The sequence below is a fragment of the Pseudomonas sp. NPDC088414 genome (assembly GCF_044753325.1).
Taxonomy (GTDB): domain Bacteria; phylum Pseudomonadota; class Gammaproteobacteria; order Pseudomonadales; family Pseudomonadaceae; genus Aquipseudomonas.
Map to the genome: position 1 here is coordinate 75,213 of NZ_JBIVMY010000015.1, position 25,683 is coordinate 100,895.

Annotated in this window: 24 protein-coding genes; all 24 read right to left on the reverse strand. The window is 60.3% G+C overall.

The features are described from left to right. Window positions 1-5 precede the first annotated feature (5 nt). Window positions 6-1,199, reverse strand: a complete 1,194-nt coding sequence (locus ACIP8I_RS15090) for an ATP-binding protein (protein ID WP_367086224.1) — start codon at window positions 1,197-1,199, stop codon at window positions 6-8. Between the two features lie 125 nt (window positions 1,200-1,324). Further along, the gene (locus ACIP8I_RS15095) at window positions 1,325-2,800 is read right to left on the reverse strand and encodes a sigma-54 dependent transcriptional regulator (protein ID WP_003222863.1); all 1,476 of its coding nucleotides are present in this window, start codon (window positions 2,798-2,800) and stop codon (window positions 1,325-1,327) included. Between the two features lie 172 nt (window positions 2,801-2,972). Further along, the gene (fliT, locus tag ACIP8I_RS15100) at window positions 2,973-3,269 is read right to left on the reverse strand and encodes a flagellar protein FliT (protein WP_007966233.1); all 297 of its coding nucleotides are present in this window, start codon (window positions 3,267-3,269) and stop codon (window positions 2,973-2,975) included. 10 nt (window positions 3,270-3,279) lie between these two features. Next, entirely contained in the window at window positions 3,280-3,675 is a 396-nt protein-coding gene (gene fliS, locus ACIP8I_RS15105; RefSeq protein ID WP_007966231.1) for a flagellar export chaperone FliS, read from the reverse strand. A 130-nt stretch (window positions 3,676-3,805) separates the two neighbouring features. Then, complete coding sequence (gene fliD, locus ACIP8I_RS15110) at window positions 3,806-5,260, reverse strand: flagellar filament capping protein FliD (protein ID WP_007966229.1); 1,455 nt, start codon at window positions 5,258-5,260, stop codon at window positions 3,806-3,808. An 83-nt stretch (window positions 5,261-5,343) separates the two neighbouring features. Beyond that, window positions 5,344-5,700, reverse strand: coding sequence for a flagellar protein FlaG (locus tag ACIP8I_RS15115; RefSeq protein WP_007966227.1), 357 nt, complete (start codon window positions 5,698-5,700; stop codon window positions 5,344-5,346). A gap of 73 nt (window positions 5,701-5,773) precedes the next feature. After that, window positions 5,774-6,625, reverse strand: coding sequence for a flagellin domain-containing protein (locus ACIP8I_RS15120; protein ID WP_367083837.1), 852 nt, complete (start codon window positions 6,623-6,625; stop codon window positions 5,774-5,776). 237 nt (window positions 6,626-6,862) lie between these two features. After that, entirely contained in the window at window positions 6,863-7,135 is a 273-nt protein-coding gene (locus ACIP8I_RS15125; RefSeq protein ID WP_400762090.1) for a hypothetical protein, read from the reverse strand. Next, on the reverse strand, window positions 7,132-8,421 hold the full coding sequence (locus tag ACIP8I_RS15130; RefSeq protein ID WP_400762092.1) for a motility associated factor glycosyltransferase family protein: 1,290 nt from the start codon (window positions 8,419-8,421) through the stop codon (window positions 7,132-7,134). The genes ACIP8I_RS15125 and ACIP8I_RS15130 overlap by 4 nt, the downstream gene beginning before the upstream one ends. Window positions 8,422-8,507: 86 nt before the next feature. Continuing rightward, complete coding sequence (locus ACIP8I_RS15135) at window positions 8,508-9,434, reverse strand: ketoacyl-ACP synthase III (RefSeq protein WP_400762094.1); 927 nt, start codon at window positions 9,432-9,434, stop codon at window positions 8,508-8,510. Between the two features lie 227 nt (window positions 9,435-9,661). Then, the gene (gene pseI, locus ACIP8I_RS15140; protein WP_400762096.1) at window positions 9,662-10,714 is read right to left on the reverse strand and encodes a pseudaminic acid synthase; all 1,053 of its coding nucleotides are present in this window, start codon (window positions 10,712-10,714) and stop codon (window positions 9,662-9,664) included. After that, entirely contained in the window at window positions 10,707-12,212 is a 1,506-nt protein-coding gene (gene pseG, locus ACIP8I_RS15145) for a UDP-2,4-diacetamido-2,4,6-trideoxy-beta-L-altropyranose hydrolase (protein WP_400762097.1), read from the reverse strand. The genes pseI and pseG overlap by 8 nt, the downstream gene beginning before the upstream one ends. Continuing rightward, entirely contained in the window at window positions 12,209-12,904 is a 696-nt protein-coding gene (pseF, locus tag ACIP8I_RS15150; protein ID WP_400762099.1) for a pseudaminic acid cytidylyltransferase, read from the reverse strand. Before pseF ends, pseG begins: the two co-directional genes overlap by 4 nt. Next, window positions 12,901-13,521 (reverse strand): pseudaminic acid biosynthesis-associated methylase, encoded by a 621-nt coding sequence (locus ACIP8I_RS15155; RefSeq protein WP_400762101.1) that lies wholly within the window; start codon window positions 13,519-13,521, stop codon window positions 12,901-12,903. Before ACIP8I_RS15155 ends, pseF begins: the two co-directional genes overlap by 4 nt. Window positions 13,522-13,552: 31 nt before the next feature. Further along, window positions 13,553-14,710 carry a UDP-4-amino-4,6-dideoxy-N-acetyl-beta-L-altrosamine transaminase gene (gene pseC, locus ACIP8I_RS15160; RefSeq protein WP_400762103.1) on the reverse strand — a complete coding sequence of 386 codons (1,158 nt, stop codon included), beginning with the start codon at window positions 14,708-14,710 and terminating at the stop codon, window positions 13,553-13,555. Further along, window positions 14,707-15,708, reverse strand: coding sequence for a UDP-N-acetylglucosamine 4,6-dehydratase (inverting) (gene pseB, locus ACIP8I_RS15165; RefSeq protein ID WP_400762105.1), 1,002 nt, complete (start codon window positions 15,706-15,708; stop codon window positions 14,707-14,709). The genes pseC and pseB overlap by 4 nt, the downstream gene beginning before the upstream one ends. Before the next feature lie 30 nt (window positions 15,709-15,738). Next, window positions 15,739-18,654: a TIGR00180 family glycosyltransferase gene (locus tag ACIP8I_RS15170; RefSeq protein ID WP_400762107.1), complete on the reverse strand. Its 2,916-nt coding sequence runs from the start codon at window positions 18,652-18,654 to the stop codon at window positions 15,739-15,741. Between the two features lie 55 nt (window positions 18,655-18,709). Then, a complete protein-coding gene (locus tag ACIP8I_RS15175) occupies window positions 18,710-19,444 on the reverse strand; it encodes a cephalosporin hydroxylase family protein (protein WP_367083816.1) in 735 nt (244 codons plus the stop codon). 65 nt (window positions 19,445-19,509) lie between these two features. Then, a complete protein-coding gene (locus tag ACIP8I_RS15180) occupies window positions 19,510-20,367 on the reverse strand; it encodes an NAD-dependent epimerase/dehydratase family protein (protein WP_400762109.1) in 858 nt (285 codons plus the stop codon). Beyond that, window positions 20,364-21,590: a methyltransferase domain-containing protein gene (locus tag ACIP8I_RS15185; RefSeq protein WP_400762110.1), complete on the reverse strand. Its 1,227-nt coding sequence runs from the start codon at window positions 21,588-21,590 to the stop codon at window positions 20,364-20,366. Before ACIP8I_RS15185 ends, ACIP8I_RS15180 begins: the two co-directional genes overlap by 4 nt. Then, window positions 21,587-22,147: a dTDP-4-dehydrorhamnose 3,5-epimerase gene (rfbC, locus tag ACIP8I_RS15190; RefSeq protein WP_400762112.1), complete on the reverse strand. Its 561-nt coding sequence runs from the start codon at window positions 22,145-22,147 to the stop codon at window positions 21,587-21,589. The genes ACIP8I_RS15185 and rfbC overlap by 4 nt, the downstream gene beginning before the upstream one ends. Beyond that, the gene (gene rfbG, locus ACIP8I_RS15195) at window positions 22,144-23,226 is read right to left on the reverse strand and encodes a CDP-glucose 4,6-dehydratase (protein ID WP_400762114.1); all 1,083 of its coding nucleotides are present in this window, start codon (window positions 23,224-23,226) and stop codon (window positions 22,144-22,146) included. The genes rfbC and rfbG overlap by 4 nt, the downstream gene beginning before the upstream one ends. Continuing rightward, window positions 23,208-23,981, reverse strand: a complete 774-nt coding sequence (gene rfbF / locus ACIP8I_RS15200; RefSeq protein WP_007966191.1) for a glucose-1-phosphate cytidylyltransferase — start codon at window positions 23,979-23,981, stop codon at window positions 23,208-23,210. The genes rfbG and rfbF overlap by 19 nt, the downstream gene beginning before the upstream one ends. A 282-nt stretch (window positions 23,982-24,263) precedes the next feature. After that, a partial coding sequence (locus tag ACIP8I_RS15205) for a calcium-binding protein (protein WP_400762116.1) occupies window positions 24,264-25,683 on the reverse strand: 1,420 nt, incomplete at its 5' end.

Below are 25,683 nucleotides of genomic sequence, written 5' to 3' on the forward strand. Positions count from 1 at the left end.
GACGTTTACTCAGCTCCCTGTACAGCGGAAAACAGCGGCAGGATCACCTGCGCGCACGTGCCACGCCCGACACGCGAACGCAGCTGCAATTCTCCCTGATGTGCTCGCGCCACAGCCTTGACCACGGTCAGGCCAAGCCCGGTGCCGGTTACTTTGGTAGTAAAAAATGGCTCACCGAGACGCTCCAGCACCAGCGGATCAATGCCGCTGCCACTGTCGCTGACGCACAGGCGCAGACTGTTGTCGCGGGTGTAGCAATGCACCTTCAGGCGCACATTGCCGTCGCTGGCCTGAATTGCGTTTTCGATCAGATTGAGAATCGCCCCGACCAGGGTGTCGCGGTTGCACAGCAATTCGCCGACATGACTGTCGCACTGCCAGCGAATGGGCAAATCCTGCACATGGGTCAGCGCCGCCGCTTGCAGCGACTGCATCAACGCATTCGGGGTGACCCGATCGGTCAGCGGCAGCTCGCCACGGGCGAACACCAGCATGTCGCGCACCTGATGCTCCAGTTCATGCAGGCGCTCCTTGAGACGACCGGCGAAGCGCTGCTGGGTGGCGACGGGCAGTTCCTGCTCGGTCAAATGACTGGCGTAAAGCAACGCGGCGGACAACGGCGTGCGGATCTGATGGGCCAGCGAGGCGACCATGCGCCCCAGCGACGACAGGCGCTCATGGCGCGCCAATTGAGCTTGAAGGTGGCGGGTTTCTGTCAGGTCATTGAGTAACACCAATTGCCCTGGCTCGGCATCCAGCGAGCGGGTGGCAATCGACAGGCGTCGACCGTTTTTCAGGGAGATTTCATGACCGTCGTCTTCACGCGGGGCAAAGCAACGCGCGATGACATGGCGCCACAATTCGCCCTCCAGCGGCAGCCCCAACAGGTCGATCGCCGCCGGATTGGCTTCGCGAACCATGCCGTGGCCGTCAATCACGATGACGCCACCGGGCAACAGATCAAGGAGGTTTTGCAGACGGTTGGCCAAGCGTTCTTTTTCGGCCAGCTCCTGCATGCGCTGGGCACTGACTACCGCCAGCTCACCCTTGAGCTCGGTGACCCGGGCTTCAAGCATGCTGTAGGAATCGGTCAACTGGCTGGACATCTGATTGAACAGTGCGAACGCCTGCTCAAGCCCCAGGCGGCTCGTCTGCTCTACGGACGACGGTTGCCCCTCGACATTGGAGGCAGATGACATCTGGGCGTGGGGCATTGTGTTCTCTCGCTTGGCTGACCGTCAGTTAAACGGAACGTTGCGAGGGCTGTAGCAATACCCGTGCCTAAAAAAAACTGCTTATAAATGAAGGTGTTGAAAAACAGGCGTCAATCATCCGCCTGTTCATCACCTTCGCGCCGGCTCATGCCGTACTTGCGCATCTTCTCCACCAGTGTGGTGCGACGAATACGCAGACGTTCGGCGGCACGCGCCACAATGCCATTGGCATCGTCCAGCGCCTGCTGGATCAGACCCTGCTCCAGACCGCCGAGGTAGTCTTTGAGGTCCAGGCCTTCCGGCGGCAGCATCGCGTTGGCGGTGAAGTCCGGCGTATGACCGTTGATCGCCACGCGCTCTTCGAGATCGCTGCGCAGGCTGTCGACCATCTGCTCGTCTTCGTCGTCGACGTAGCGGAATTTCTTCGGCAACTCGACCACGCCGATCACACCGTACGGATGCATGATCGCCATGCGCTCCACCAGGTTGGCCAGTTCGCGGACGTTGCCCGGCCAACCGTGACGGCACAGCGACATGATCGCCGCCGAGTTGAAACGGATGGAACCACGCTTTTCGTGCTCCATGCGCGAGATCAGTTCGTTCATCAGCAGCGGAATGTCTTCGACGCGCTCACGCAGCGGCGCCATCTCGATCGGGAACACGTTCAGGCGATAGTAGAGGTCTTCGCGGAAGGTGCCGATCTCGATCATGCTTTCGAGATTCTTGTGGGTCGCGGCAATGATGCGTACGTCGACGCTCTGGGTCTTGTTGCTGCCCACGCGCTCGAAGGTGCGCTCCTGCAGCACGCGCAGCAGCTTGACCTGCATCGGCAGCGGCATGTCGCCGATTTCATCGAGGAACAGCGTGCCGCCGTTGGCCAGTTCGAAACGCCCGGCACGGCTGGTGATCGCGCCGGTGAAGGCGCCCTTCTCGTGGCCGAACAGTTCGCTTTCCAGCAGTTCTGCCGGGATCGCCCCGCAGTTGACTGGCACGAACGGCGCGTCGCGACGCTTGGAGTGGTAATGCAGGTTGCGCGCAACCACTTCCTTGCCGGTGCCGGACTCGCCGAGGATCAGCACGCTGGCGTCGGTATCGGCCACTTGCTGCATCATCTGCCGGACGTGCTGAATCGCCCGGCTGGTGCCGACCAGGCTGCGGAACAGGTTGGGCTCGCGATGACGGCCACGCTCGCGGGCCTGGTCGTACATCTCGCGATAGACCTGGGCACGGTGCAGGGAGTCGAGCAGTTTGCTGTAGCTGGGCGGCATTTCCAGGGTCGAAAGCACCCGGCGGCGCTGGTCTTCCGGCAGGTCGACGGAAGAATTATCGCCCATCAGCAAAACCGGAAGGAACTCATCCCACGTCGAGAGTGTCTTTAACAAGCCCAAAAGTGCACCCGGAGCATTTACCGTCCCGATCAGTACACAGATGACTTCACGACTCGATGACAAAGAGCCGACAGCCTGCTGCCAGTCATGGCTGCCGCAGGGTAAATTTTCTTCGCCGAGAAAATTTAAAATCACCGCCAGGTCGCGGCGGCGGACGCTATCGTCGTCGATCAGCAGAATTTTGGTTTCACGCCACATGCAATAGCAACTTCCCTAGTCAACTCAATGCCCGAAAAATGGGGCAAGCGAGACGCTTGCAGGACACCTTGTGCCTGTAGACGCCTGAAATCTGAAAACAGCCACTAGTTAAGTCAAAAAACCGTGCACAGTCAAATTTATGGCGCACATGTCTGGATTAACTGGGGGTTAATTAACCAAACAGATGGTAAACCTTTGCCGCCTTTTGCGCTTGGGTGATCTGCGACATCTCGTTGGCTATCGCCTGCCGCTCACCCATGGCCGCCTCCAGAAGCTCCTTGTAAACGTGGAGCAACTCCTCAAGGTTACTGCGCAAGGCCTCCTCATCCAGCGAGGCCTCGGCCATGACGTCTTCCATGCAGGAACGGCAAGCCAGATCCAGCTCGCCAATGGCTTCCCAGTTGCGTTCGGCCAGCGCACTGACCAGCGCTTCACGGGTGTCGGCGATTCGCTGCAATACAAGACTCATGGTGCTCTCCTTAAAACTGGGGGCCTGGCGGAGCGATGCCGTCCCAGCCTTCCTTTACGGTGCGCAGCAGGCCGGCAACTTCGTCGAGGATTTTCGGATCGCTCTTGACGTTGGCCTCAGCGAGTCGCTTCATCATGTAGATGTAAAGCTGGTTGAGCTCACCTACCGAATCAGCACTGTTTTCCAGATCCAGGCCTTCACACAGCCCACCAATGATGCCAACGGCTTTACTGATGGCCGTGCACTTGGCGGGAATATCCTTGCGCTCGATAGCGCCCTTGGCCTGAGCGATGCGCTCCAGACCGCCTTCCATCAACATTTGTACCAGACGGTGCGGGCTCGCCTCGGATGTCTGGGCGTGCGCGCCGACTTTCTGGTATTGCCGAAGGGCTAACATTGGATTCATGTTCTACCTCATTTGCCACATTGACTCGTATAACCAGTGTATCGCCAACGAGCCACAGAACTTTAGATCAAAAGACAAAAACCCGGCGCACGCCGATAAAGCGTAGCCGGGTTTTTGTCGTTCTTGCCTGTTACTTCGCGGATTGCTGAGCGTTCAGCGTGCTGAAGAACGACGTGATGTTGCTCGCCGTGGCCTTCATCTGCCCGACCAGCAAGTCCATGGCGTTGTATTTGGCAGTCAACGTCTTGGTCAGGTTGGCAACACGTACATCCAGAGCCGTCTGCTGATCGGTAAGATTGCGCGTGTTTTTGTTGAGGATGGCCATGCGCTGATCAAGCAAACCGCTGCCGGTGATATCACCTGCCGCCGGCTTGAGGTACGGGTCCGTTGCCTTGGTCATGCGCGCCAGCAGACCGTTGGTGTCATCGGTGCCGGTGAACAATTGCTGAACCTGGCCAGTCATGCCTGGCTGGGCCATGGTCTTGGTGAAAGCCGCGGTATCAAACGTCAGGTTACCGGTGTTGCGATCGGTCATTACGCCCAGCTGGGACAGTACGGCCAATGGACCGCCAGCGCCCTTGGCCGTCAACTCGGCACGCACGTCGGCAATCAGCGCGCGCGGCATCGCGTCGCCAGTGAAGGCCGCTTGCACGGTCAGCTTGCCATCGGCGTCCGGCGTCGCCTTGGACAACGTATCAATGGTGGTCTTCAGAGTGTTGTAAGCGTCGACAAACGACTGAATCGATGTCTGCAAGCCTTTGGTGTTGGCATCTACGCTGACAACAGTCGGAGAGTTCGCGTTAGCGCTGACCGTCGTCAGATTCAGGGTCAGGCCACTGATTGCGCCGGTAACAGTATTGCTTTTGCTACTTACCTGAAGGCCGTCAATGGTCAACAGGGCATTTTTTGCAACGCCGTTGACGGCGCCTGAATCACCTGCCGCCGGAGTGCCGCTCATTGCCTTGGTGCCATCAATTTCCAGACCGGCAATACCGCTGACGGTGAGGTCGGAACCTTCGCCGGTCTTGCTCGAACTGATCACCAGACGCGAAGCGCCATTGGCGTCGGTCACGATGTTGGCGGAAATACCGTTGGCGCCCTGAGCCTTGTTGATCGCATCACGGGTGCTCTGCAAGGTGGCATCGGCCGGGATGTCGACATTGTAATCAGTGCCATTCTGACTGATTTTCAGGGTACCACTCGGAATGGCACTGGAGGCGCCGCCGGCGAAAGAGGCACTGGCGATTTTCGAACCGGTGGCCAGCTGACTCACGACTACGTTGTAGCTTCCCGCTACTGCGGTGCTGTCGGCAGTGGCGTTCAGAACCGACGTATTGGCCGAAGTGGCGGTGAAGCCGGCAAACGCAGGGTTGGTTTTGCTGCTCAGATTGGTCATTGCCGTCTGGAACGCCGTCAGCGCGCTCTTCAACGAACCGATGCCGGAAATCTTCAGCGTGTTGGCTTTGGTCGCAGTATCGATTTGCGTCTGCTTCGGCGACTTGTCGGCGTTGACCAGCGCAGTAACGATCGCACCGATGTCCAGGCCGGAACCCAGGCCCGAACCCGGTAAAATTGGACTTGCCATGTGCATCTCCCTTCAGTTTGCTGCCGTTCTTTTGACCCTTTCCGGCGTCATTAAAGAAAGACAAACACTATTCATGCCAGCTCTCAGACTTTGGCGTCGAACAATACGTGGCTCGCGTTGGCGAGGCTGTCTGCCAGCTTGAGGGCTTCTGCGGAGGGGATCTGTCGAACGACCTCACCCGTCTCGCTTGCGATCACCTTGACGATGACCTTTCCGGAATGTTCGTCGATGGAGAACTCCAGATTGCGCTTGATCGACTGAACAAACTTTTCGATCTCCTGCACCGCCAGCTTCAACTTGGCATCGTCCGTATCCTGACTCTTGGCAGCGACCGGCGCTTGCACCTTGCTGACTTCAGGCGTCTCTGACGGTTTGTCAGCAACCGGCGTTACTGGCTTGGGAGCCGGATAAGACTGGTTAAGCTTCACGCTCATGTCCATGCTCATCACCTCCTAACGTAAAAAGGCGAGAGAGCACGACTAGCGCACTCCCCCGCCCGAACTCATTCCGAAATTACTGAAGCAGCTTCAGTACAGCGGAAGGCAGTTGGTTGGCTTGAGCCAGAACGGAGGTCGAAGCCTGCTGCAGAGTTTGCTGCTTGGTCAGGTTAGCAGTTTCTGCGGCGAAGTCGGTGTCTTGTACACGACCCTGTGCAGCAGTGGTGTTCTCAACGATGTTCTGCAGGTTGGAGATGGTGCTGGTCAGACGGTTTTGCGAAGCACCCAGGCTGGCACGGGTATCACCGATCGCAGCGATAGCAGCGTCGATTGCGGTGATGGCGGCGTCGATGTTGCTACCGGCGTTTGCAGCGTCAGTACCGGTCAGAGCCAGAGTACCTTTGTCCACGGACAGGCTGACGGCGTCGAACTTGGAGCTCAGTACCAGGTCGATGTGGTTGGCAGTACCGGTGTTAGCGCCAACTTGCAGAGTCACAGTACCAGCCGAACCGTCCAGCAGGTTTTTGCCGTTCAGGTTGGTGGAAGCAGCGATACGGCTGATTTCGTCGGACATGTCGGCGAATTCAAGGTTGGTCGCTTTCTGGTCAGCAGTGCCGTTGGTGCCGGTACGTGCTTTAACAGCCAGTTCACGCATACGCTGCAGGATGTCGGTAGTAGCTTGCAGAGCGCCTTCAGCGGTCTGGGCAACGGAGATACCGTCGTTGGCGTTCTGGATAGCCTGGTTGCCACCACGGATTTGCGATTGCATACGAGTGGAGATCTGCAGGCCGGCAGCGTCGTCTTTAGCGCTGTTGATTTTCAGGCCGGAAGACAGGCGCTGCATCGAAGTCGACAGAGCATCGGAAGCACGGTTGAGGTTCTTTTGAACGTTCAGCGACGTGGTGTTGGTGTTTACTGTTAAAGCCATGACGAATTCCTCGTTGGTTGGGTACTGCGGCTTCCGGCCCTGGCAACCGCCTGGAATGGCCTAGAGAACCTTCGTAATAGTTATCGTCGGGTTGGCAAGTTGCTTGAGGGTTTTTTGAAAAAAATTTGCCATCACCCTGCCACCCCCGAGAAAACAAGGGCTTAGCGCCCTCCCACCTGCGAAAAAATGACGCCATAAAACCGACCCCCACCTAAAGCCGCGGGCCAGTGCGGTCGCTCACGTTGCCGATCGTGCTTTTTGCAACACTTCGATCAACTCGTACTCCATCCAGTCAGCCAGCCCCAACCAGTCCTGACGCTCCTGACAATCGAGCATGTGCGTGAGTACAAAGGCCCAGTCCTGCTGAATCTGCGCAGGTTTGGCTATCAGCAACTGCTGCGCGCCCCCGAACACATCGACCATATCCAGTGCCGCCTCGACATCCCGCCCGAGCCGAAACAGCCCGGCGCACTGCCGGCACTCGTCGACGCACTGCTCAATCGTCGTCATTGCACAAACTCCTGATTGAACTGCGTCCCGGCGATCAATGCGCCTGCCCGACTGCTGTTGAAAAACTGCACCTGCGGATGCGCGGCGATATAGCGCTCCAGCACACACAGATAGCCGCGAAAATTCAGCTGGGTGCTGACCCGCTGACCATGGCCGTCCTGTACCCAGTGCCGCGCCTGATCGACCCCCGGCCCCAGATCACCGTCATTCCAGCCAGCATGGGTCTTGTTCATCGGGAAGGCGAAGTCAGCACCGAACAGGGTAATGCGCGACGCGCCCATCTTCACCGCAAGGTCCACCGCCGGATGAATCACGCTGCCACCAACATGCAGTTGCCCGCGCGGGTATTGCTCACACAACGCGGCGTACACCGGACTGGCCGAGTAACCGCCGTAGCGCTTGCCCTTCCAGGCGGTCAGCACCACAGGATCGCTCATGGGCAGATACACCAGCGGGATGCCAGCGGAGTCCTCGAACGGCAGATGCCGGAAGCTGATGCGCTGATCGATGGTGACCACCAGATCCGGGACGATGCCGTGTTCACGCAGCGGCCGGTAAGCGGTATCGACGCACACCAACAATGGACGTTCAGCCTGCGCGTGCATCGCCGCCAGACGCTGGAAATGCCCTTCCAGGGTCGGCCCGGTGCCGATCACATAGATCTCCCGGCCATTGGCGCTGCCGAACAACTGCGCCACATCGTCATCGCCCAGCAACACCGGCAGGCAGTCCTGCAAGCGCTGTTGAATGAACGGCAAGTGTGGATCGAACTCACGATTGTTGAAGCTCAGGTGCACTTCGCTGACCAGCCGATCGCGGATCTTCGCGTTAAAGTCATCGGCCAGCAGCATCTCCGCCGGCAAGGCGAAAAACGGCGTGCAGATGTCTGACAGATCACCGGCATAGAACAGCTGCACGCGCGGATCGTCCAGCCATTGCCGTTGATCAAGCAGTTGCAGCACCAGCGCGAACAACGCGCCATTGAGGATATGCACGTACAACTGCTCAAGGCCAGCGCGCTCCAGCAGCACCGCTGGCAGATCACCGAGGCCAGTGCCATACACGTGCAGCTGCGGTTTTTCCGCCAGGCTGGCCGCCTGGATGCGGGCTTCGTGGACCCGGTCGTGGCGGCTGGTCAGTTGAATGCCGTTAACGCTGAGCGTCGAGCCCATGCCCTGCACCAGTTCGGCTTGAACGACTGAGCTGTCTTCCGCCAGCAACCGCTCGAACAACGCCGGCCAGCGTTGCTGGATGACCTGGGCATTGGGTTGGAAAAACTCGCTCATGACGCCTCGCGTTTCGTTCGGGCAAAAAAATAGCGTTCAAGGGTAACCTTGAACGCTATTTTTGTATCCGCCGTTTTTGACCGGGCTCAAGGGCGATAGATGATCGCCGAGCCCCACGACAGACCAACGCCGAACCCGCTCAGGGCAATGCGCTGCCAATCGGAATCGAGTACGTGTTTTTCCAGCAGCAATGGAATGCTCGACGATACGGTGTTGCCGGTCTCGACCATGTCCTTGATGAACTTCTCCGGCTCGCCTTCGAAACGCCGCGCCACCGCATCGACAATCGCCGCACTGCCCTGGTGAATGCAGAAGGCGTCGATGTCGTCAGCGTTGAGGCCGGAGTCGTCGAGCAATTCGTGCAAGTGCGCCGGGACTTTGAGCAGCGCGAAGTTGAACACCTGACGCCCGTTCATGAAGAACACGCCATCGGTGACTTTCAGGTGCGGTGCGCCGGAACCGTCGGTGCCGAACTTGGCCTTGCCCAGTGCCCAGGCCGGGTCTTCGCCCATCCAGGTGGCGGTGGCGGCATCGCCGAAGAGCATGGTGGTGTTGCGGTCTTCCGGGTCGACGATTTTCGAATACGGGTCAGCGGTGATCAGCAGGCCGTTCTTCAGGCCGGCGGCTTCCATGAAGCCCTTGATCGCGTAGATGCCGTAGACGTAACCGGAGCAGCCCAGGGAAATATCGAACGCCGCGACATTGGTCGGCAGACCGAGTTTGTCCTGAACGATGGCAGCGGTGTGCGGCAGGCCTTCTTCGTCACCGTTCTGGGTGACGACGATCAGTGCGTCGATCGATTCACGCTTCAGTTCAGGGTTGCTGGCAAACAGCGCATTGGCCGCTTCCACGCACAGATCGGAGGTTTCCTGTTCAGCGTCTTTGCGCGGCAGGAAGGCCGAACCGATTTTGCCGAGGATGAATTCTTCATCCTTCTCGAATTTTGCACCTTGTGCGTAATTGTCCACGCCGGCTACAGGAACGTAGCTCGCAATGCTTTTTATGCCAATCATTACGGCTTCCCAATAAAAAACAGCCCAAAACCACCGCTCGCAAGGATTCGAGGGGCGCCGACAAACAGAAAACGGCCGCCACAAAGGGCAGCCACGGGGAGCGCAAAGGGCTATCACTGGAACCGATTACACGGCCAGGCGCCATCTCCCCGGTCAATACAATACAGTGAAGATGCGCGTTATGACTCGCAGGTCACGCTATTTTGCCGAATCGGTTGCAGATCGGGTTATTCGACCAACGACCAGTCCAGTGGCGTGCCACGTTTGATCGCCTGACGAGCGCGGCGACCGAGGACGGCATCGGTGTGCTTGGGCGGCAGACCGAGACCCGGGCGAATGGCGCGCAGATTGTCCCCGGAAAAGGGCTCACCGGCCGCCATGTCGGCAGTGACGTACAGCGAACGGCGATAGACCAGCGACTTGCGCTCGGCCTCGGTGACGCCGTAATGCACCTGGCCCATGGCCTGCCAGGCGCGTTCGGTTTCCACCACCAGACTGGCCAGCTCCGCAGGCTCCAGCGAGAAACTGGCATCGACCCCGCCCGCCGAACGGTCGAGGGTAAAGTGCTTTTCCACCACCGTCGCGCCGAGTGCCACAGCGGCCACGGACACGCCAACCCCCATGGAGTGATCGGACAGCCCCACCTCGCAACCGAACAGTTCACGCAGGTGCGGGATCGTGCGCACATTGCTGTTGAGCGGGGTTGCCGGGTAAGTGCTGGTGCATTTGAGCAGTACCAGATCCTTGCACCCCGCCTCACGGGCGGCGCGCACGGTTTCGTCGAGTTCGGCGATGCTGGCCATGCCGGTGGAGATGATCAGCGGTTTGCCGGTCGCGGCCACACGGCGGATCAACGGCAGGTCGGTGTTTTCGAAACTGGCGATCTTGTAGGCCGGCACATCAAGGCTTTCGAGAAAGTCCACCGCCGTGTCATCGAACGGCGTCGAGAACGCGAGCATGCCCAACGCTTTGGCCCGGGCGAAAATCGGTGCGTGCCACTCCCACGGCGTGTGGGCCTTCTCATACAAGTCGTACAGCGACGTGCCGGCCCACAAACTGTTCGGGTCCTTGATGAAAAACTCGCCCTCGGCCAGATCCAGAGTCATGGTCTGCGCGGTGTAAGTCTGCAACTTCAAGGCGTGCGCGCCAGTCTTGGCGGCGGCCTCGACGATCTGCAGGGCCACCTCCAGCGACTGGTTATGGTTGCCGCTCATCTCGGCAATGATGAATGGCGGCGCATCGGCACCGATCAGACGCTCGCCAATCTTGAAACTACTCATCGCGGTGATCCTTCAAAACCTGGGTGAACGCGCAGGCACTCTGGGTGAATCCGGCGTCACGAAACACATTCAAAGAGGGGCGATTGCCCGGCAGCACCTGAGCGGTGATGGCGGTCATCTGCGGCCAGTGCTCGCGGACGAACGCCTCGCCTCGGGCCAGCAGCGCCCTGCCCCAACCCAGACCGAAACGCCCGTGCAGCAGATACAGCGACACTTCAGCCTCGAATCCACGCAAGTCATAACGCAAGACGCCGACCGCGCCGTCATCAGCCTCGGCAATCAACAGCAGGCGCTGCGGATTGTGCAGGCTTGCCTTCAGCCAGTTCAGGTGCTGCGGCCACTCGATTGCAGCGGTGTCCAGTGACCAGCGCCGTACCGCCTCGGCATTGCGCCCGTCGAACAGCAATTGCGCATCATCGAGGGTCGCCAGGCGCAGCTTGAGCACCGCACCGCCCAGCGCCGCCGCCACGCGCAACGCACCGCGCCCGTCGACCAGTTGCCGTGAGCGCTCGGCCAGGCTTTGGCGCAGATAGACATTGTCGACGACAAAACCGATGGCGTCGCGCAGTTGTTCGACGCTGACCTGCTCGCGAGCACCCATGAACACATGCGCCCCCGTTGCCGCCATCACTTCGCCGTTGGCCTGCTGATTGTTCGAGACCGCGATGCAGATCGTCGGCAGGCCCAGCGCCGCGCGCTCCCAACTGGTGCCGCCACCGGCGCCGATAAACAGATCGGCCGCGGTCATGCGTTGCTGGAAATCGCTGACGAAACTGTGCAGGCGCCAGTGCGGCCGGGTTGCGGCCAGCGCCTGCATTTGGGTCCATGCCGGGTTGTCTGCGCCGGCGACGAAATCCACTTCCAGTTCGGTGAAGTCCTTCAGGGCCAACATCGCATGATGGGTCTGCATCGCCGCGTCGAAACCACCGAAATTCACCAGCACCCGGCGGGCCCTTGGTTTGATCTCGTTGGCCGGGCAGACGAATTCTTCGCGCAACATGGCGTAACGCGGCCCGAGCAAGGTGCGGCAGCCTTCGGGCAGCAGCGGCGCATAGTTTGCGCTGAGACCGGACAGGTTCTGATTGAGCAGCAGATCAACGCTGTAACGGCGGGTGGCAAGATCGTCCACCGCCGCGATCCGAGGCGCCCAGCGGCGCGCGGCGGTCTGCCACTGATGGTCAAGGCCGTAGTGGTCGGCGATGATCCAGTCGAATGCGGCGTGACCTGCCAGCAAGGCGTCCAGCGCCTCGATGTCCGCCTGCCACGGCAGCATCGATTCGATGGCTTGCTGCGGGTCTTCGTCGGGGTAGACGTCAGGCAAGGTGAAGGTCTCGAAACCTTCGGCGGCCAAGGCATCGAACCGATGCCCCGGCAACCGGCGGCAGGCAAACGCGACATGGCTGCCCTGTTTGCGCAGCACTCGCGCCAGCGTCAGGCAGCGGGCAATGTGGCCACTGCCGATGGTCGGCGAAGCGTCAGCGCGGATCAGCACTCTCATTGCAGTTCTCCGCCGGCCTTGAGCGCGGCGTAGAGGTATTCGGCGCGTTTCCAGTCTTGCAACGTGTCGATGTCCTGCACCAGATGCCGCGGCAGAATCACCGGCAGGCTGGCGCTTGAATACAACACTTCACCGCGCAACCACGCTTCGCTGCGGCCCCAGTAGAACTGGCCAGCGTCCTGAAAAGCTTCAGGCAGATCTTGCGAGCGGGTGTTGCGGAACTCCGGGTACAAAGCGGTCAATGCGCCCTGCCCGTCCAGCGTCAGCGCCCGCTGCACCGGGAAACCAAAGCTGCACACGGAGAACGCAAAGGCTTTGTCCGGGTGCTGCTGCAGCAGCTCAAATCCTTGCCGCAGAAAGCGCGCCTGCAACAACGGTGCGGTGGCATACACGCAGCAGGCGTAATCGAAGGCCGGCAGTTGCTGCAAGGCATGCTCGATCACCGCAGCGGTGCCGGTGAAATCATCCGCCAGTTCAGCCGGGCGCAGGAACGGCACTTGCGCACCATGGGCCAGCGCCAGCTCGGCAATTTCGGTGTCATCGGTACTGACCACGACCTGTTCGAACAGGCCACTGTCGAGCGCCGTACGGATCGAGCGGACAATCATCGGCACGCCGTCGAACGGCAACAGGTTCTTGCGCGGGATGCGCTTGCTGCCGCCACGGGCCGGAATGATTGCGACGCTGTTCAAGGACGTTTTTCCAGCAGGAACCAGGTGATGTCGTCCACCGGAAATTGCGGATCACGGTGATAACCAAAACCGTAATCGAGCAAGTGCAGATCGGCATACCGGTCGAGCATTTCCCCGGCGAAATCGCGCTTGAACAGCTTGCCGCTGTTGCCGCGATAGGACACTTCCACCGGCGCCGGATTGTAGTATTCGGCGATCAGAATGTAGCGCTGGCTCAACGCATACAACTGCGCGTAGGCAGTCGGCAGCAGCTCCGGCGCCAGATGGATCAGCACGCCTTTGCTCAGGGTCAGGTCGTAGCTGCGCTCGCGGGGGAAGTCGAATAGCGAGCCGTGCCAGATCTGTGCGATGCCCAGTGCCCGCGCCTGAGCACAGGCGTTTTCATTGATCTCGACGCCGAACAATTCACTGTGCGGCAGCAGTTGACGCAGCGCCTGCAGGTTGTTGCCGGCATTGGTGCCCAGCTCAACCACACTGTCGATACGCCCGGCGCGGCTCAGGGCCTTGGCGAACAACGCCAGGTTGGCCGCGACCAGCGGCTGACCGACGTTGCGATCGACGTACTGGTTGCCGAAATCGCCCTGCCAGAATTTTTCCTGCTCACTCAGATCACGCATTGCACAGTCTCATTCGCCGCCGCAGCGGAATTTATTCGGTCAGCCGGCGCAATTGCTCGACCACATGATCCTGTTGCTCATCGCTGAGCAACGGGTACAGCGGCAGGCTGATCGCCTCGGCGTAATAACGCTCGGCTTCGGGGAAGTCACCTTCGGCAAAACCCAGGTCGCGATAGTACGGCTGCAAATGCACAGGAATATAGTGCAGGTTCACGCCGATGCCGGCGGCACGCAAGCCTTCGAACACCTGACGGTGGCTCAGGCCGATGCGCTCGGTCTGCAGGCGCACTACATACAGATGCCACGCCGATTCTGCCTCCGGCTGCGCGCTGGGCAAGGTCAGCGGCAGATACGCCAGCAACCGCTCGTAGCGCGCCGCCAGTTCGCGGCGACGGGCGATGAAGGCGTCCAGTTTGGCCAATTGCGACAGACCGAGCGCCGCCTGCAAATCGGTGATCCGGTAATTGAAGCCCAGTTCGATCTGCTGGTAATACCACGGGCCGTGGCTGGGTTCGCTCATCTGCTGCGGATCGCGGGTCATGCCGTGGCTGCGCAGGCGTTGCAGACGCTCCGCCAGTTGCGGGCGATTGGTCAGGACCATGCCGCCTTCGGCACTGGTGATGATCTTCACCGGGTGAAAACTGAACACGGTCATCGCCGCAAATTCCCCGCAACCCACCGGGCGCCCGGCGTAGCTGGCGCCCACTGCGTGCGAGGCATCTTCGATCACGGTGAAATTGTAGCGCTCGGCGAGTTCGGCAATCTTGCGCAGGTCGCAGCTCTGCCCGGAGAACGCCACCGCCACCAGTACTTTCGGCAACGTGCCGTGCTGCTCGGCCTGATCGAGTTTCGCCGCGAGGGCGAAGGCATCGAGGTTCCAGGTCAGCGGATCGATGTCGACGAAATCGACGTCGGCGCCGCAATAACGCCCGCAATTGGCCGAAGCCAGAAAAGTGTTCGGCGTGGTCCACAAGCGATCGCCCGGGCCAAGACCGGCCGCGAGGCAGGCAATGTGCAGCGCCGCGGTGGCGTTGCACACCGCCACGGCGAAGTCGGCCTGGCAACGTTCGGTCATTGCCTGCTCGAAACGCTCGATGGTCGGGCCTTGAGTCAGCCAGTCCGATTGCAAAACCTCGACCACTGCATCGATGTCCGCCTGATCAACGCTCTGCCGACCGTAGGGAATCATGCCGACAATTTCGCGTGCAGCTCGGCGATCTGCCCGACCGAGAGGTAGTGCGGATTGGTGTCGGAGCGGTATTCGAAATCCTCACTTACCGGCCGGCCACGTTCGCCAAGCTTGTCCACGGAAAAATCGACATCGACGCTGGTAAAGCGGATGGAAGGCTGGATGGTGTAGTGGTCTGCGAACTCCAGGGTCATCCGCGCATCGTCCAGCGGCACCATCAGTTCATGCAGTTTTTCACCGGGACGAATACCGACGTTCTTGTGCGGCAGATGTTCGGCCATGCCCCGCGCCAGATCGACGATGCGAATCGACGGGATCTTCGGCACGAACACTTCGCCGCCGTGCATCCGCGCAAAGCTGTCGAGAACAAACTGTACGCCGTGATCGAGGGTGATCCAGAAGCGGGTCATGCGCTCGTCGGTGATCGGCAACTCCTGCGCGCCGTCGGCGATCAGCTTGCTGAAGAACGGCACCACCGACCCCCGCGAGCCCGCCACGTTGCCGTAGCGCACCACGGCAAAACGCGTTTGTTGTTCGCCGGCAATGTTGTTGGCGGCGACGAACAGTTTGTCCGACAGCAGCTTGGTCGCGCCGTACAGGTTGATCGGGCTGGCGGCCTTGTCGGTGGATAGCGCCACGACCTTTTTCACGCCGTTGTCGATGGCGGCGGCGATGATGTTCTCCGCGCCATTGACGTTGGTGCGGATGCACTCGGTCGGGTTGTACTCCGCCGCCGGCACCTGCTTGAGCGCCGCCGCGTGCACCACGTAGTCGATGCCGCGCATGGCCTGCCGCAGACGGTCGGCGTCGCGCACGTCACCGAGGAAGTAACGCATGCACGGCGCGTTGAACGTCTGCTGCATTTCGTATTGCTTGAGTTCATCGCGGGAGAACACCACCACGCGCTTGGGCTGGTATTGCTCAAGCAGACGGGCGATGAACTTGCGCCCGAACGAGCCGGTGCCGCCGGAGATGAAGATCGATTTACCGTTGAACATGTGCTGATTCCTGTTCCTTGTCCGACGGACTCAAGCGAGTAACTGCGACCAGTCGATCGAGGTATTTTCAGCCAGCGTAAAACCTTTGCCGGTGAGGGCCAGGTTCGCGTTGTAAGCCGGATCCTGCGCGAAGGCGCCGCTCCATTTCTCCCGCAAAGCCTGCAGCGCCTCGGGTGCTTGCGGCAGCTCGCCGGTATGCAGTACCTGCACCGACGGCGTCCATACGATGAGGTAGCCCGCCTGCCCGGCCTTGAGGCACAGGTCGACATCGCTGAAACCGCTGGCGAAATCGACTTCGTCCAGACCGCCCAGTGCGTCGAACAACTCTTTGCGCACCATCAGACACACCTTCGACACCGCCGAGTAGTTCTGCTCGACCGCCAGACGCTGCATGTAACCCGCAGCCGCATGTTTTTCGCCGATGAAGGCCGAGCCGACGCCGCCGTTCATCCCGAGAATCAAACCGGCCTGAGAAACCTTGCCGTCGCGGTCGACCAGTTTGGCACCGACGATACCGACCTCCGGCCGCTGAGCATGGTTGAGCAACGAATCGATCCAGTTCGGATTGACGATTTCGCTGTCAGTGGCCAGCAGTACCAGGTATTCCCCCTGCGCCTGTTCGCTGGCGGCGTTGTACAACGCCGTCTCGCCGAGCGGCTGATCGGCACGCAGCACATTGACTTTAGGATTACGCAGCGCGCCCAGCCAGTCATTGACCTCGGCCGACTGATTCGGATTGGCCGCAATCAGTACTTCATAACGGCTGTAACGGGTTCTGAGCAACACGCCTTCCACGCAGCGACGCAGCGCCGGCAGATCGTCGATGGCCGGTACAATGATCGACACCAGCGGCTGTTCGGTATGGCGATAATCGACTTGCCAGGTCCCCGGCAGCGACGACGTGACCTTGGCCTTGTAGCCGCGATGGGTCAAATGACGCAGCAGCGCCTGACGCTCGTGGGCCACCTCTTCCTGCGCCGGAACCTGGGTAATCAGCAGTGGCTCGTCAAGATGCGCCAGCCCCTCGAGACCGCCCTGCTCGATCAGACGCAACAACAGGTCGAACTCCAGCGCCTTGCTGAAATCAGCCTGGTAACCGCCCGCCTCAAGAAACACGTCACGACGAATCAGCCAATGCCGGGCCATCAACGACGGGTTGCTCTGCAGCAAGTCGAGATTGAAGCCGGGGCGGAACACGTCGATCAGCGCGCCCTCTTCATTGCGCTGGATTTCATCGGTGGCGACCGCGCGAAGACCAGAGGCCGACATCAATTCCAGGCCGGCGCGCAACAGACCACCCGCCGTGAACTCATCGCCCACTTGTGCCAACAGCAGCCAGTCGCATGGCGACTGGGCCGCACTCAGGTTGAGCTTGTCGACGAAATTGCCCGGGGTGACGCGGACAAAGTGCAAGGTGTTCTGCGCCGTGGTCGCAGCCTGCGGTTCGCCCGTGGTGAAGACCACGATCTTGAAGGCTTTACTGTGGCCTTCAACCAGGCTGTCGAGAGTCACTTGCAACTTGTCGACGTCGTTGTCCAGGTCCAGCAGGAAAATGCCGAACTGTGGCCCGCCGTTGTTCGCCGCCAGGTGCGCGGCAATCAACGCCCGCTGCTCGGCGTCCGGCGTACGGCACGCCAGCCATTCGAGCAAACGACCCGAACGCATCCTGCTGAAGACCGGGTAGTGATCGGCCTTCGACACCGTCTCGAGACGCGCGTCCCAGGCGGCCATTTCCTGAGCTTGTGTGTCATCGCCGGACGCCTGCAGTTGCTCGACCAGACGCTTGACCACACGACGGTTGAACGCATTGCTGTCGTGGGCCTGCCACAACCGGTCGAGCACACTTTCCGGGGTATCGTTATTGCGGGCCTGCTGCAGGTATTCCTGGCGGGTCCAGACACCTTCGAGCTGCTCCAGTTGCACACGGCCGGCCGGCATCGCGTGCAACAGGAATTCAAACTCGGCCAGCAAATCAAAAAAGCGCTGGTTGTAGAACGGCATCTCGACGTACTGCAGTGGCCCGAAGCGGCGCTCCGGGGTTTTGGATACGTTGTTCCAGATGGACTGGAAAATCAGCTCGGCCGTCAGTGCGCGACCGGTCACCAGGCTATCGGTCATCGCCGCGAAGCTTTCCAGGGCGAACGCCTTGCGCTGCGCCTGGTCGAGGTCGGTGATCCCCGTCGGCAGCGAGGCGAGGAACTCGGCGAAAGCTTCACGCTCGGCCACCGACTTGGCATCGGTGTACGACAGCGCGTGATACACCTCGGTGTTGTGGTCGGAGAAACCGACGTTGATTTCACGCACGACATACGGGATCGGCAGCACGCGCGCCTTGGCGTTCGCCAGCAAGTAGTAGCTGTGACCAATCTCCTGCCATTCGAAACTGGTGCCCGCCGGCAATGCCGCATACCAGTCCTGGATGATCGAGGTTCGGCACACACCATAGAACGGCGGTACGTACTGATGCATGAAGTCGAGGACGCGATCCTCGGCACGTTCCGAGGCGTAGTCTTCACAGATTTTCTTGTCGCGGCGGTAGTAACTGACACTCCCGGCCAGCGCCAGGTACATCAGGCAATAGCCGTGGCACAAACCGTAGTCGCGGTTGGCTTCAAGGAAGCTCACCGATTCGGCCAGTGACTCATGCAGGATGAAATCGTCGTCGGCAGCGAACACCATATATGGTGTGGTCAACTGCTCGACGCCATAGGTCAGTTTGGCCTGCATGCCCCAATAGGCGAATTGCGGCAGGTGCTGATAATCGACCGAGGAAAAGTCACCTTCCGGGCGCTCGGGAGAAGAGTCCAGCACCAGCACCTTGCAAGGCAGGCTGCTGTAGTACTGCAGCGCTCGACGCAAAAAAGCCGGGCGGTTGTGGGTGATCAGAACCACCGTCAGCAACTCGCTCAATGGCAGCCTGTTTTCAGTACCGTACTTGCCTTGCATAACTTCTCCCACAATCGGCGAAACCGCCCGAAAAACGCTTTGATGATGGAACCGATTAACGAACCCGACGCAGATAGCCATCCGCAGCAACGGTGATCAGCAGCTTGTCCTGCATGTGCTGGTCGATCTCGAAATCAGCGTTCTCCTTGAGGTAGGCCCAGACCGCTGTTTTCGGGTTGTCACCCGGGCCCCATGGACGATCCGGGAAGGCATCGGCCGGCATGTCTTCAACCACGGTGTCCATGACCACGCAGTAGCTGTCCAGCGAAACCAGTGGCGCATACAAACGCAGCTCTTCGAGGACGTGTTCGTGGGTATGGTTGGAGTCGAGCACCACGATCACCTTCTTGCCGGCGGCGGCCTGACGCACTTGCTCCACCACTGCCGGATCCAGGCTGGAGCCTTCGATCATGCTGATGCGCTTGATCATCGGGTGGCTTTCGATGGCTTCGCGGTTGTGCGCACGAATGTCGCGATCGATACCCAGCACTTCGCCGTGGCCCTGCAGCTCCAGCAACGAGGCGTAGTAAATGATCGAACCGCCATGGGCAATGCCACACTCGATCACCAGGTCAGGCTTGATGCGCCAGATCAGTTCCTGCATCGCCATCATGTCTTGTGGCAATTGAATGATCGGACGGCCCATCCACGAGAAGTGATAGGTGTACTTGTGTCTGGCCGACTGGTTGTAGAACTCCTGGGCCAGCGCCTTCAGGTCCTTGTCCTGGCCCTGGGCATTGACTTCGGCGTGGCACTCCGCCTCGAAAGCTTTGATTACGTTATCGCTCATTGTCCGGTCTCACTGAAAAGTCATTTGTTAGTCGCGTTGCCAAAAGGCATTCGCGTCGAAGCGCATCAATGGGTTCGCTGCGCCTCGAGCAACTGTTGCAAACGGTCGACCACCGCCCAGAACGCCATGGGTTCGTGTGTCGGATAGGGGTAATGCCCCAGATTCAAATCGATCGAAGCACCGCGTTCACGCAGGCGTTGCTCGACCAGGGTTCTTACCGAAACCGCCTGGCCGCTGGCGCAATTGATCACGCCATTGAAATCACGCTGATGGACGATCGCGGCGAGGTAATCGGCGGCGCTGGCGATCGGCAAAAAGTCGCGCAACTGCTCGCCGCCAGATATGTTGAATGACGCGTCGCCGCTATCGATCGCCCGGTCCAGCGCTGCCAGCAGACTGTTGGGGTTCTGCCCTTCGCCATGCAAATAGAACAGGCGCGCCCACTGCAAAGTGAACGGATGTTCTTGCGCAAGGTTCTGCAAAAACAGGTGCAAGCTGTGCTTGGCCAACCCGTAAGGATTGCTCGGCTGGGGCGCGGTGCTTTCGCTGAGTGGGCCGCTTTGCATGCCGTACTCGAAGCAGGTGCCGGTCACCAGCACTTGCTTCACACCCGCCTCGACCGCACTTTTGATAAAGCGGTAGTCGGCCATCAGGTTGTGCTCGAAATGGAACAGCGCCCGATAGTTCGGCAGCCCCGGCCAGGCCAGGTGCGCAAGGACGTCAATGCCGCTGGTGAGCGCCGCAATGTCCAGATCCGCCGCGTGAATATCCGCCGCGACGAATTCGACGTCATTGATCCATGGCATGCTCGCAGCCGTATCTGTATTGCGTGCCACCGCGCGAACGGCGCAGCCACGCGCGAGCAACGCCGCGACCAGATGCCGGCCGACGAAACCCGTGGCCCCGGTGACCAGGACGTTCACAGGACTTTCATCTCAGGCACGGCGATCACGAAGCGCCCGTCCCACTGGCGCACCTGCGCCAGTTGCTGACTGACTTCGTGCAGCAGGTTCCACGGCAGCACCAGCACGTAATCCGGTTGTTCAATATCGATCTGCGCCGGCGCAACAATCGGGATACGACTGCCCGGCAGAAACTTGCCCTGCTTGTGCGGGTTGGCATCGGCCACCCAGGCCAGCAGATCCGGTTTGACCCCGGCGTAGTTGAGCAAGGTGTTGCCCTTGGCCGCCGCGCCGTAACCGACCACACGCTTGCCGTCGGCCTTGGCCTGCAACAGGAAGCGCAGCAGTTCATGCTTGATGCGTTCGGCTGCCGGCGCGAGGGTCGCGTAGTACTCAGGGGTTTTCACCCCGGCATCGAGTTCGGCCTGCAGTTGTTGCTGCACCGCCGGCTGCACCGCACGACGCTCACCATCCCGGCGCTGCACGAACACCCGCAGCGAACCGCCGTGGGTGCTCAACTGACTGACGTCGAACACTTCCAGACCATTGCGCTCGCACAGGGTCTGCACGGCAGTCAGCGACAGGTAGGAATAGTGCTCGTGGTACAGCGTGTCGAACTGCGCACCGGCCATCAGCGTCAGCAGTTGCGGAAATTCGAAGGTAGCGACGCCGGTCGGCTTGAGCAGCGTGGCGAAACCACCAAGGAAATCGTTGATGTCCGGCACATGCGCAAGCACGTTGTTGGCGGCCATCAGGTCGGCGCCCCAACCTTCGCTGTGCAACTGCGCAGCGCTGTCACGACCGAAAAACACTTCACGAATCTGCAGACCCTTTTCCCGCGCCGCTTGCGCGGTGCTGCGGGTCGGCTCGACACCCATGCACGGAATGCCGCGAGCAGCGACGTACTGCAGCAGGTAGCCGTCGTTGGCCGCCACTTCGACCACCCGGCTGTCGGCGTTCAGAGCAAAGCGCTCGACCATCTCGGCGACATAACGCTCGGCGTGGGCCAGCCAGGTGCTGGAGAACGAACTGAAGTAGGCGTATTCGGCATCGAACAGGCTGTCGGCGCGGGTGTAGTCCTCGGTCTGCACCAGCCAGCATTGCTGGCACACGGCGACCTTGAGCGGCACCCATTGCTCGGCCTGTTCCAGCCGATCGGCGTGCACGTAGGCGTTGGACGGCGGCGAGGTGCCGAGGTCGATCAGCGGCAGACTCAGCGGTGCGGCGCACCCACGGCAGTTCATAGACGCACTCCAGCAAAGTGTTGATCGAGCGCGGGATGGCTGGAATCACGCGCTGACAAATTATTGACAGACAACGGCCAGGCAATCGCCAGCCGTGGATCATTCACCGACAAGCCGCCCTCATGTTCCGGCGCGTAATCGGCGCTGTGCAGGTAAAGCAGTTCGGCGTCGTCGGTCAGGGTCTGGAAGCCGTGGGCGAACCCGGCCGGAATCAACAGGCTGCGACCGTCGCCGGCCTTGAGGTGCTCGGCGTGCCAGTGCAGAAAGGTTGCGGAATCAGGACGCAGATCCACCGCCACGTCCCACACTTCACCGCGCAGGCAAGTGATCAGCTTGGCTTCCGGAGCGTTGGCGTTCTGGTAATGCAGACCGCGCACACTGCCCTTCTCGCGGGTGCAGGAGTGGTTGATCTGGCGGATGTGAAACTCGGCGCCGAACGCACTCAGGCTGCCCTCGCAGAACAGCCGGGCGAAATGCCCGCGCTGATCTTCGAAGCGTTTGTGCTGCACGCTGAACAGTCCGGCCAGCGGCAATTGTTTCAAGGAAAACTCGCTCACAGCGCGCCTCGGTACAGGTTCAGTTGGCCGAGGGTCACGGTGCGCATGTCATCGCCGTTCTGCCACGCCAGATGCCAGTCGAGGGTCTGGGTCAGGCATTGCTGCAAGGTCCAGCGTGGCTGCCAGCCGAGCACCTGACGGGCGCGACTACTGTCGAGGCGCAGCAGGCCAGCTTCGTGCAATTCACTTTTTTCGATGCGCAGACCGCGTGCCTGCGGCCAGCGACTGGCGAGCAGCTCGACCACTTCGCCGACGCTGCACATGTCCGCCTCGCCCGGGCCGAAGTTCCACGCCCCGGCGTATTCCGGGCCTTGTTCGTAGAGGCCGGCAGCCAGTTGCAGGTAACCGGCCAGCGGTTCCAGCGCGTGCTGCCACGGGCGTACGGCTTGCGGGTAACGCAGGGTCACCGGCTCGTCTGCAGTCCAGGCCTTGAGCACATCGGGAATCAGGCGCTCCGGGGCGAAATCACCGCCACCCAAAACGTTCCCGGCGCGCGCGGTGGCCAGGGCCAGACCGTGCTCGGCGTACTTGTCAGCCGGGAAGAACGACGCCGCATAAGACTGCGCCAACAGTTCGCAGCAAGCCTTGCTGCTGCTGTAAGGATCGTGCCCGCCGAGCGCTTCGTCCTCGCGGTACGGCCACAGCCATTCCTTGTTGGCGTAGACCTTGTCGGTGGTCACCAGCACGCAGGCGCGCACGCAACCGACCTGACGGATCGCTTCGAGCAGGTTCAGCGTGCCCATGACGTTGCTGGAATAAGTGCCCAGCGGGTCGCGATAGCCTTCACGCACCAGTGGCTGCGCGGCCAGGTGCAGGACGATCTCTGGCTCGGTGTCGGCGATGATCTCCAGCAACGCGCCGAGATCGCGCAGGTCGCCACGCTGATCGTTGATTCCTTCGTGAACTCGCGCCAGGTCATACAGGCTCGGTTCGGTCGAAGGATCCAGCGAGAAACCGCTGACGTGCGCGCCGAGGCTTTGCAGCCACAGGGTCAGCCAGCTGCCTTTGAAACCGGTGTGGCCGGTAATCAGGACGCGCTTGCCACGCCAGAAATCCGCACTCAGGCCCATTGCTTCCATGGGGCCTCCCCGCTCTGCCACAGCGCTTCGAGGTGGTTTTTGTCGCGCAGGGTGTCCATGGGTTGCCAGAAGCCGTCGTGCTCGAACGCCTTGAGCTGTTCATCCTGGGCCAGCCGTGCCAATGGCTCAGCCTCCCAGGTGGTTTCATCACCCGCGATATACGGCAACACTTTCGGCGACAGGACAAAAAACCCGCCATTGATCCAGCCGCCGTCACCGCGTGGTTTTTCAGTGAAACCGAGGACCTGATCACCCTGGCGCTCCAGGGCGCCGTAACGACCCGGTGGTTGCACCGCCGTCACGGTCGCCAGGCGGCCATGGGCCTTGTGGTACTCGACCAACTGGCGAATGTTCAAATCGGAAACGCCGTCGCCGTAAGTGAAGCAGAACGCCTCTTCATCCTTCAGATAACGGCCGGCACGCAGCAGACGGCCACCGGTCATGGTTTCCTCGCCGGTGTCGATGAGGGTGACACTCCAGGGCTCGCTGTAATTCTGATGCACGTCCATGCGGTTCTCGCGCATGTTGAACGTGACGTCGGAGGTGTGCAGGAAGTAATTGGCGAAGAAGTCCTTGATCGCGTAGCCCTTGTAGCCCAGGCAAATCACGAAGTCGTGGATTCCGTGGGCGGAATACTGCTTCATGATGTGCCAGAGAATTGGCTTGCCGCCGATCTCGATCATCGGCTTGGGCTTGAGGTGCGACTCTTCACTGATGCGCGTGCCGAGGCCACCCGCCAAAATTACTGCCTTCATCGTCTCCCCTCTTGTTCTTCACCGGGCTGCGCAGAGCTTTCTTGAGCGGCGCGCGCCTTCTGGCCAAACCTTTTGCCGCTGGCGGCGCCGCGGCGATGACCGCAAGCGCTCGTTTTATGGCGATTTGAGGGGGACTTGCAGGAAACGCGCCAGCTCGGCGAGTCCCCTGTCGAAGGGGCTGCAAGGTAAAAAAAGGGCAGACCCGAATGATAAATATCAGGTCCACCCTCTATATCTACACCTTCAGCCCCGCTGGAGGATCGACAGTGTTCGATTCAGAAATCAACCAAACATGGCAAACCCGTCGCTATTGGCTGGCAAATTGATAATTTGCCCGTTCGCCGTCTGAATTTGCTCAATGGTATCGAAGCCGGCGAACCAGCCCTTGAGCTGCACACCTTCCTGCGGCGTTGTACCTGGTGCAAAACTCGATCGATGCAGATACAGATCATCACCGACACGATCGGCCAACAGCTCTGAGCTGCCGATATACGACAGCACCAGTTTGTCTTGGCGGCTCGCGCCGTCATCCTGGATGGTTACCAGCGCTGAAGTATCGATGATGTAGCTGTCATCTCCTTCGCCGCCGTTGGCGAAACCAATGGACTTCAGCACCAACTGATCATCTCCAGCGCCACCAGACAAAGAGAAGTCCAGGCCAGTACCGGTCAACAGATCCTTGCCCTCCCCACCGTCAGCCATGCCATGAGTCACAGTGATGACATCGTCACCGACCTCGCCATAGGCTCGACTGCCGACATCGTTGGCAGCAGTGACGATCGTGTCATTGCCATTACCGCCATAAAGTGTGTCGGCCTGTGGTCCATTGGTTTGCCCAACCAGACTGAACGGCCCGATCGACGAAACCAGCCCGCCATACAAAGCATCGTTGCCGTCGCCACCATAGATAAGGTCGTTGCCCAAACCGCCTTCCAGGTAATTGACACCGGCGTTGCCGGTCAGGTTGTCATCGAAGTGACTGCCTACGACACGCTCGATATTGTGCAATACATCGCCTTGCGCATCGCCACCCTGGTTGACGTTGGTCAACAGGTTAATGTCTACGGCGCGAGTGCTGGTGATATACATGGCCGTGTCTTGGCCGTCGCGACCGTCAATCACATCCGCACCCAAGCCACCGATGAAAATATCGGTGCCTCGTGAACCGGCAAAGGTGTCATCGAAGTTGCTACCCTGGATGAGCTCAATATTGACGAACGTGTCTCCCGCAGCATCTCCTGTGTTGGCATTGCTGGTCAGGTCGATTGTGATCGCTGCCTCCGAAAACTCGTAACTGATCAGATCTTGCCCGACACCACCGTCTACCCCCATGGCAGCTGCACCGCCGTAGATTATATCGTTGAAGTTCGATCCTTTGATCACCTCAATGCCTGTGAAGGTGTCGCCGGCACCGATACCGGAATAGACATTGGTTTTCAGGTTGATAATCATCGCCACGGCGCTGTCGGCATACCCGACAGTGTCATAACCCGCACCGCCGATGAACTGGTCGGCGCCTGCGCCACCGTACAGCGTGTCATTGCCCGAGCCGCCGGTGATGATGTTGTCGCTGGCGTTGCCCCAACCGGTGTAAGCGTTGCTGCCGAGGAAGGTCAGGCGTTCGATATTGTCCGCCATGAACGTCTGGCTTGCAGTGACCACTGACACGCGCATTTCATCGTTGCCGCCATCCGCCTGTTCG

Bases quoted from the DNA above. Each gene is read 5' to 3' on its own strand.
- ACIP8I_RS15090 (WP_367086224.1), bottom strand. From the start codon at position 1,199: ATGTCATCTGCCTCCAATGTCGAGGGGCAACCGTCGTCCGTAGAGCAG.
- ACIP8I_RS15095 (WP_003222863.1), bottom strand. From the start codon at position 2,800: ATGTGGCGTGAAACCAAAATTCTGCTGATCGACGACGATAGCGTCCGC.
- fliT (WP_007966233.1), bottom strand. From the start codon at position 3,269: ATGAGTCTTGTATTGCAGCGAATCGCCGACACCCGTGAAGCGCTGGTC.
- fliS (WP_007966231.1), bottom strand. From the start codon at position 3,675: ATGAATCCAATGTTAGCCCTTCGGCAATACCAGAAAGTCGGCGCGCAC.
- fliD (WP_007966229.1), bottom strand. From the start codon at position 5,260: ATGGCAAGTCCAATTTTACCGGGTTCGGGCCTGGGTTCCGGCCTGGAC.
- ACIP8I_RS15115 (WP_007966227.1), bottom strand. From the start codon at position 5,700: ATGGACATGAGCGTGAAGCTTAACCAGTCTTATCCGGCTCCCAAGCCA.
- ACIP8I_RS15120 (WP_367083837.1), bottom strand. From the start codon at position 6,625: ATGGCTTTAACAGTAAACACCAACACCACGTCGCTGAACGTTCAAAAG.
- ACIP8I_RS15125 (WP_400762090.1), bottom strand. From the start codon at position 7,135: ATGACGACGATTGAGCAGTGCGTCGACGAGTGCCGGCAGTGCGCCGGG.
- ACIP8I_RS15130 (WP_400762092.1), bottom strand. From the start codon at position 8,421: ATGAGCGAGTTTTTCCAACCCAATGCCCAGGTCATCCAGCAACGCTGG.
- ACIP8I_RS15135 (WP_400762094.1), bottom strand. From the start codon at position 9,434: ATGATTGGCATAAAAAGCATTGCGAGCTACGTTCCTGTAGCCGGCGTG.
- pseI (WP_400762096.1), bottom strand. From the start codon at position 10,714: ATGAGTAGTTTCAAGATTGGCGAGCGTCTGATCGGTGCCGATGCGCCG.
- pseG (WP_400762097.1), bottom strand. From the start codon at position 12,212: ATGAGAGTGCTGATCCGCGCTGACGCTTCGCCGACCATCGGCAGTGGC.
- ACIP8I_RS15155 (WP_400762101.1), bottom strand. From the start codon at position 13,521: ATGCGTGATCTGAGTGAGCAGGAAAAATTCTGGCAGGGCGATTTCGGC.
- pseC (WP_400762103.1), bottom strand. From the start codon at position 14,710: ATGATTCCCTACGGTCGGCAGAGCGTTGATCAGGCGGACATCGATGCA.
- pseB (WP_400762105.1), bottom strand. From the start codon at position 15,708: ATGTTCAACGGTAAATCGATCTTCATCTCCGGCGGCACCGGCTCGTTC.
- ACIP8I_RS15170 (WP_400762107.1), bottom strand. From the start codon at position 18,654: ATGCAAGGCAAGTACGGTACTGAAAACAGGCTGCCATTGAGCGAGTTG.
- ACIP8I_RS15175 (WP_367083816.1), bottom strand. From the start codon at position 19,444: ATGAGCGATAACGTAATCAAAGCTTTCGAGGCGGAGTGCCACGCCGAA.
- ACIP8I_RS15185 (WP_400762110.1), bottom strand. From the start codon at position 21,590: ATGAACTGCCGTGGGTGCGCCGCACCGCTGAGTCTGCCGCTGATCGAC.
- rfbG (WP_400762114.1), bottom strand. From the start codon at position 23,226: ATGGAAGCAATGGGCCTGAGTGCGGATTTCTGGCGTGGCAAGCGCGTC.
- rfbF (WP_007966191.1), bottom strand. From the start codon at position 23,981: ATGAAGGCAGTAATTTTGGCGGGTGGCCTCGGCACGCGCATCAGTGAA.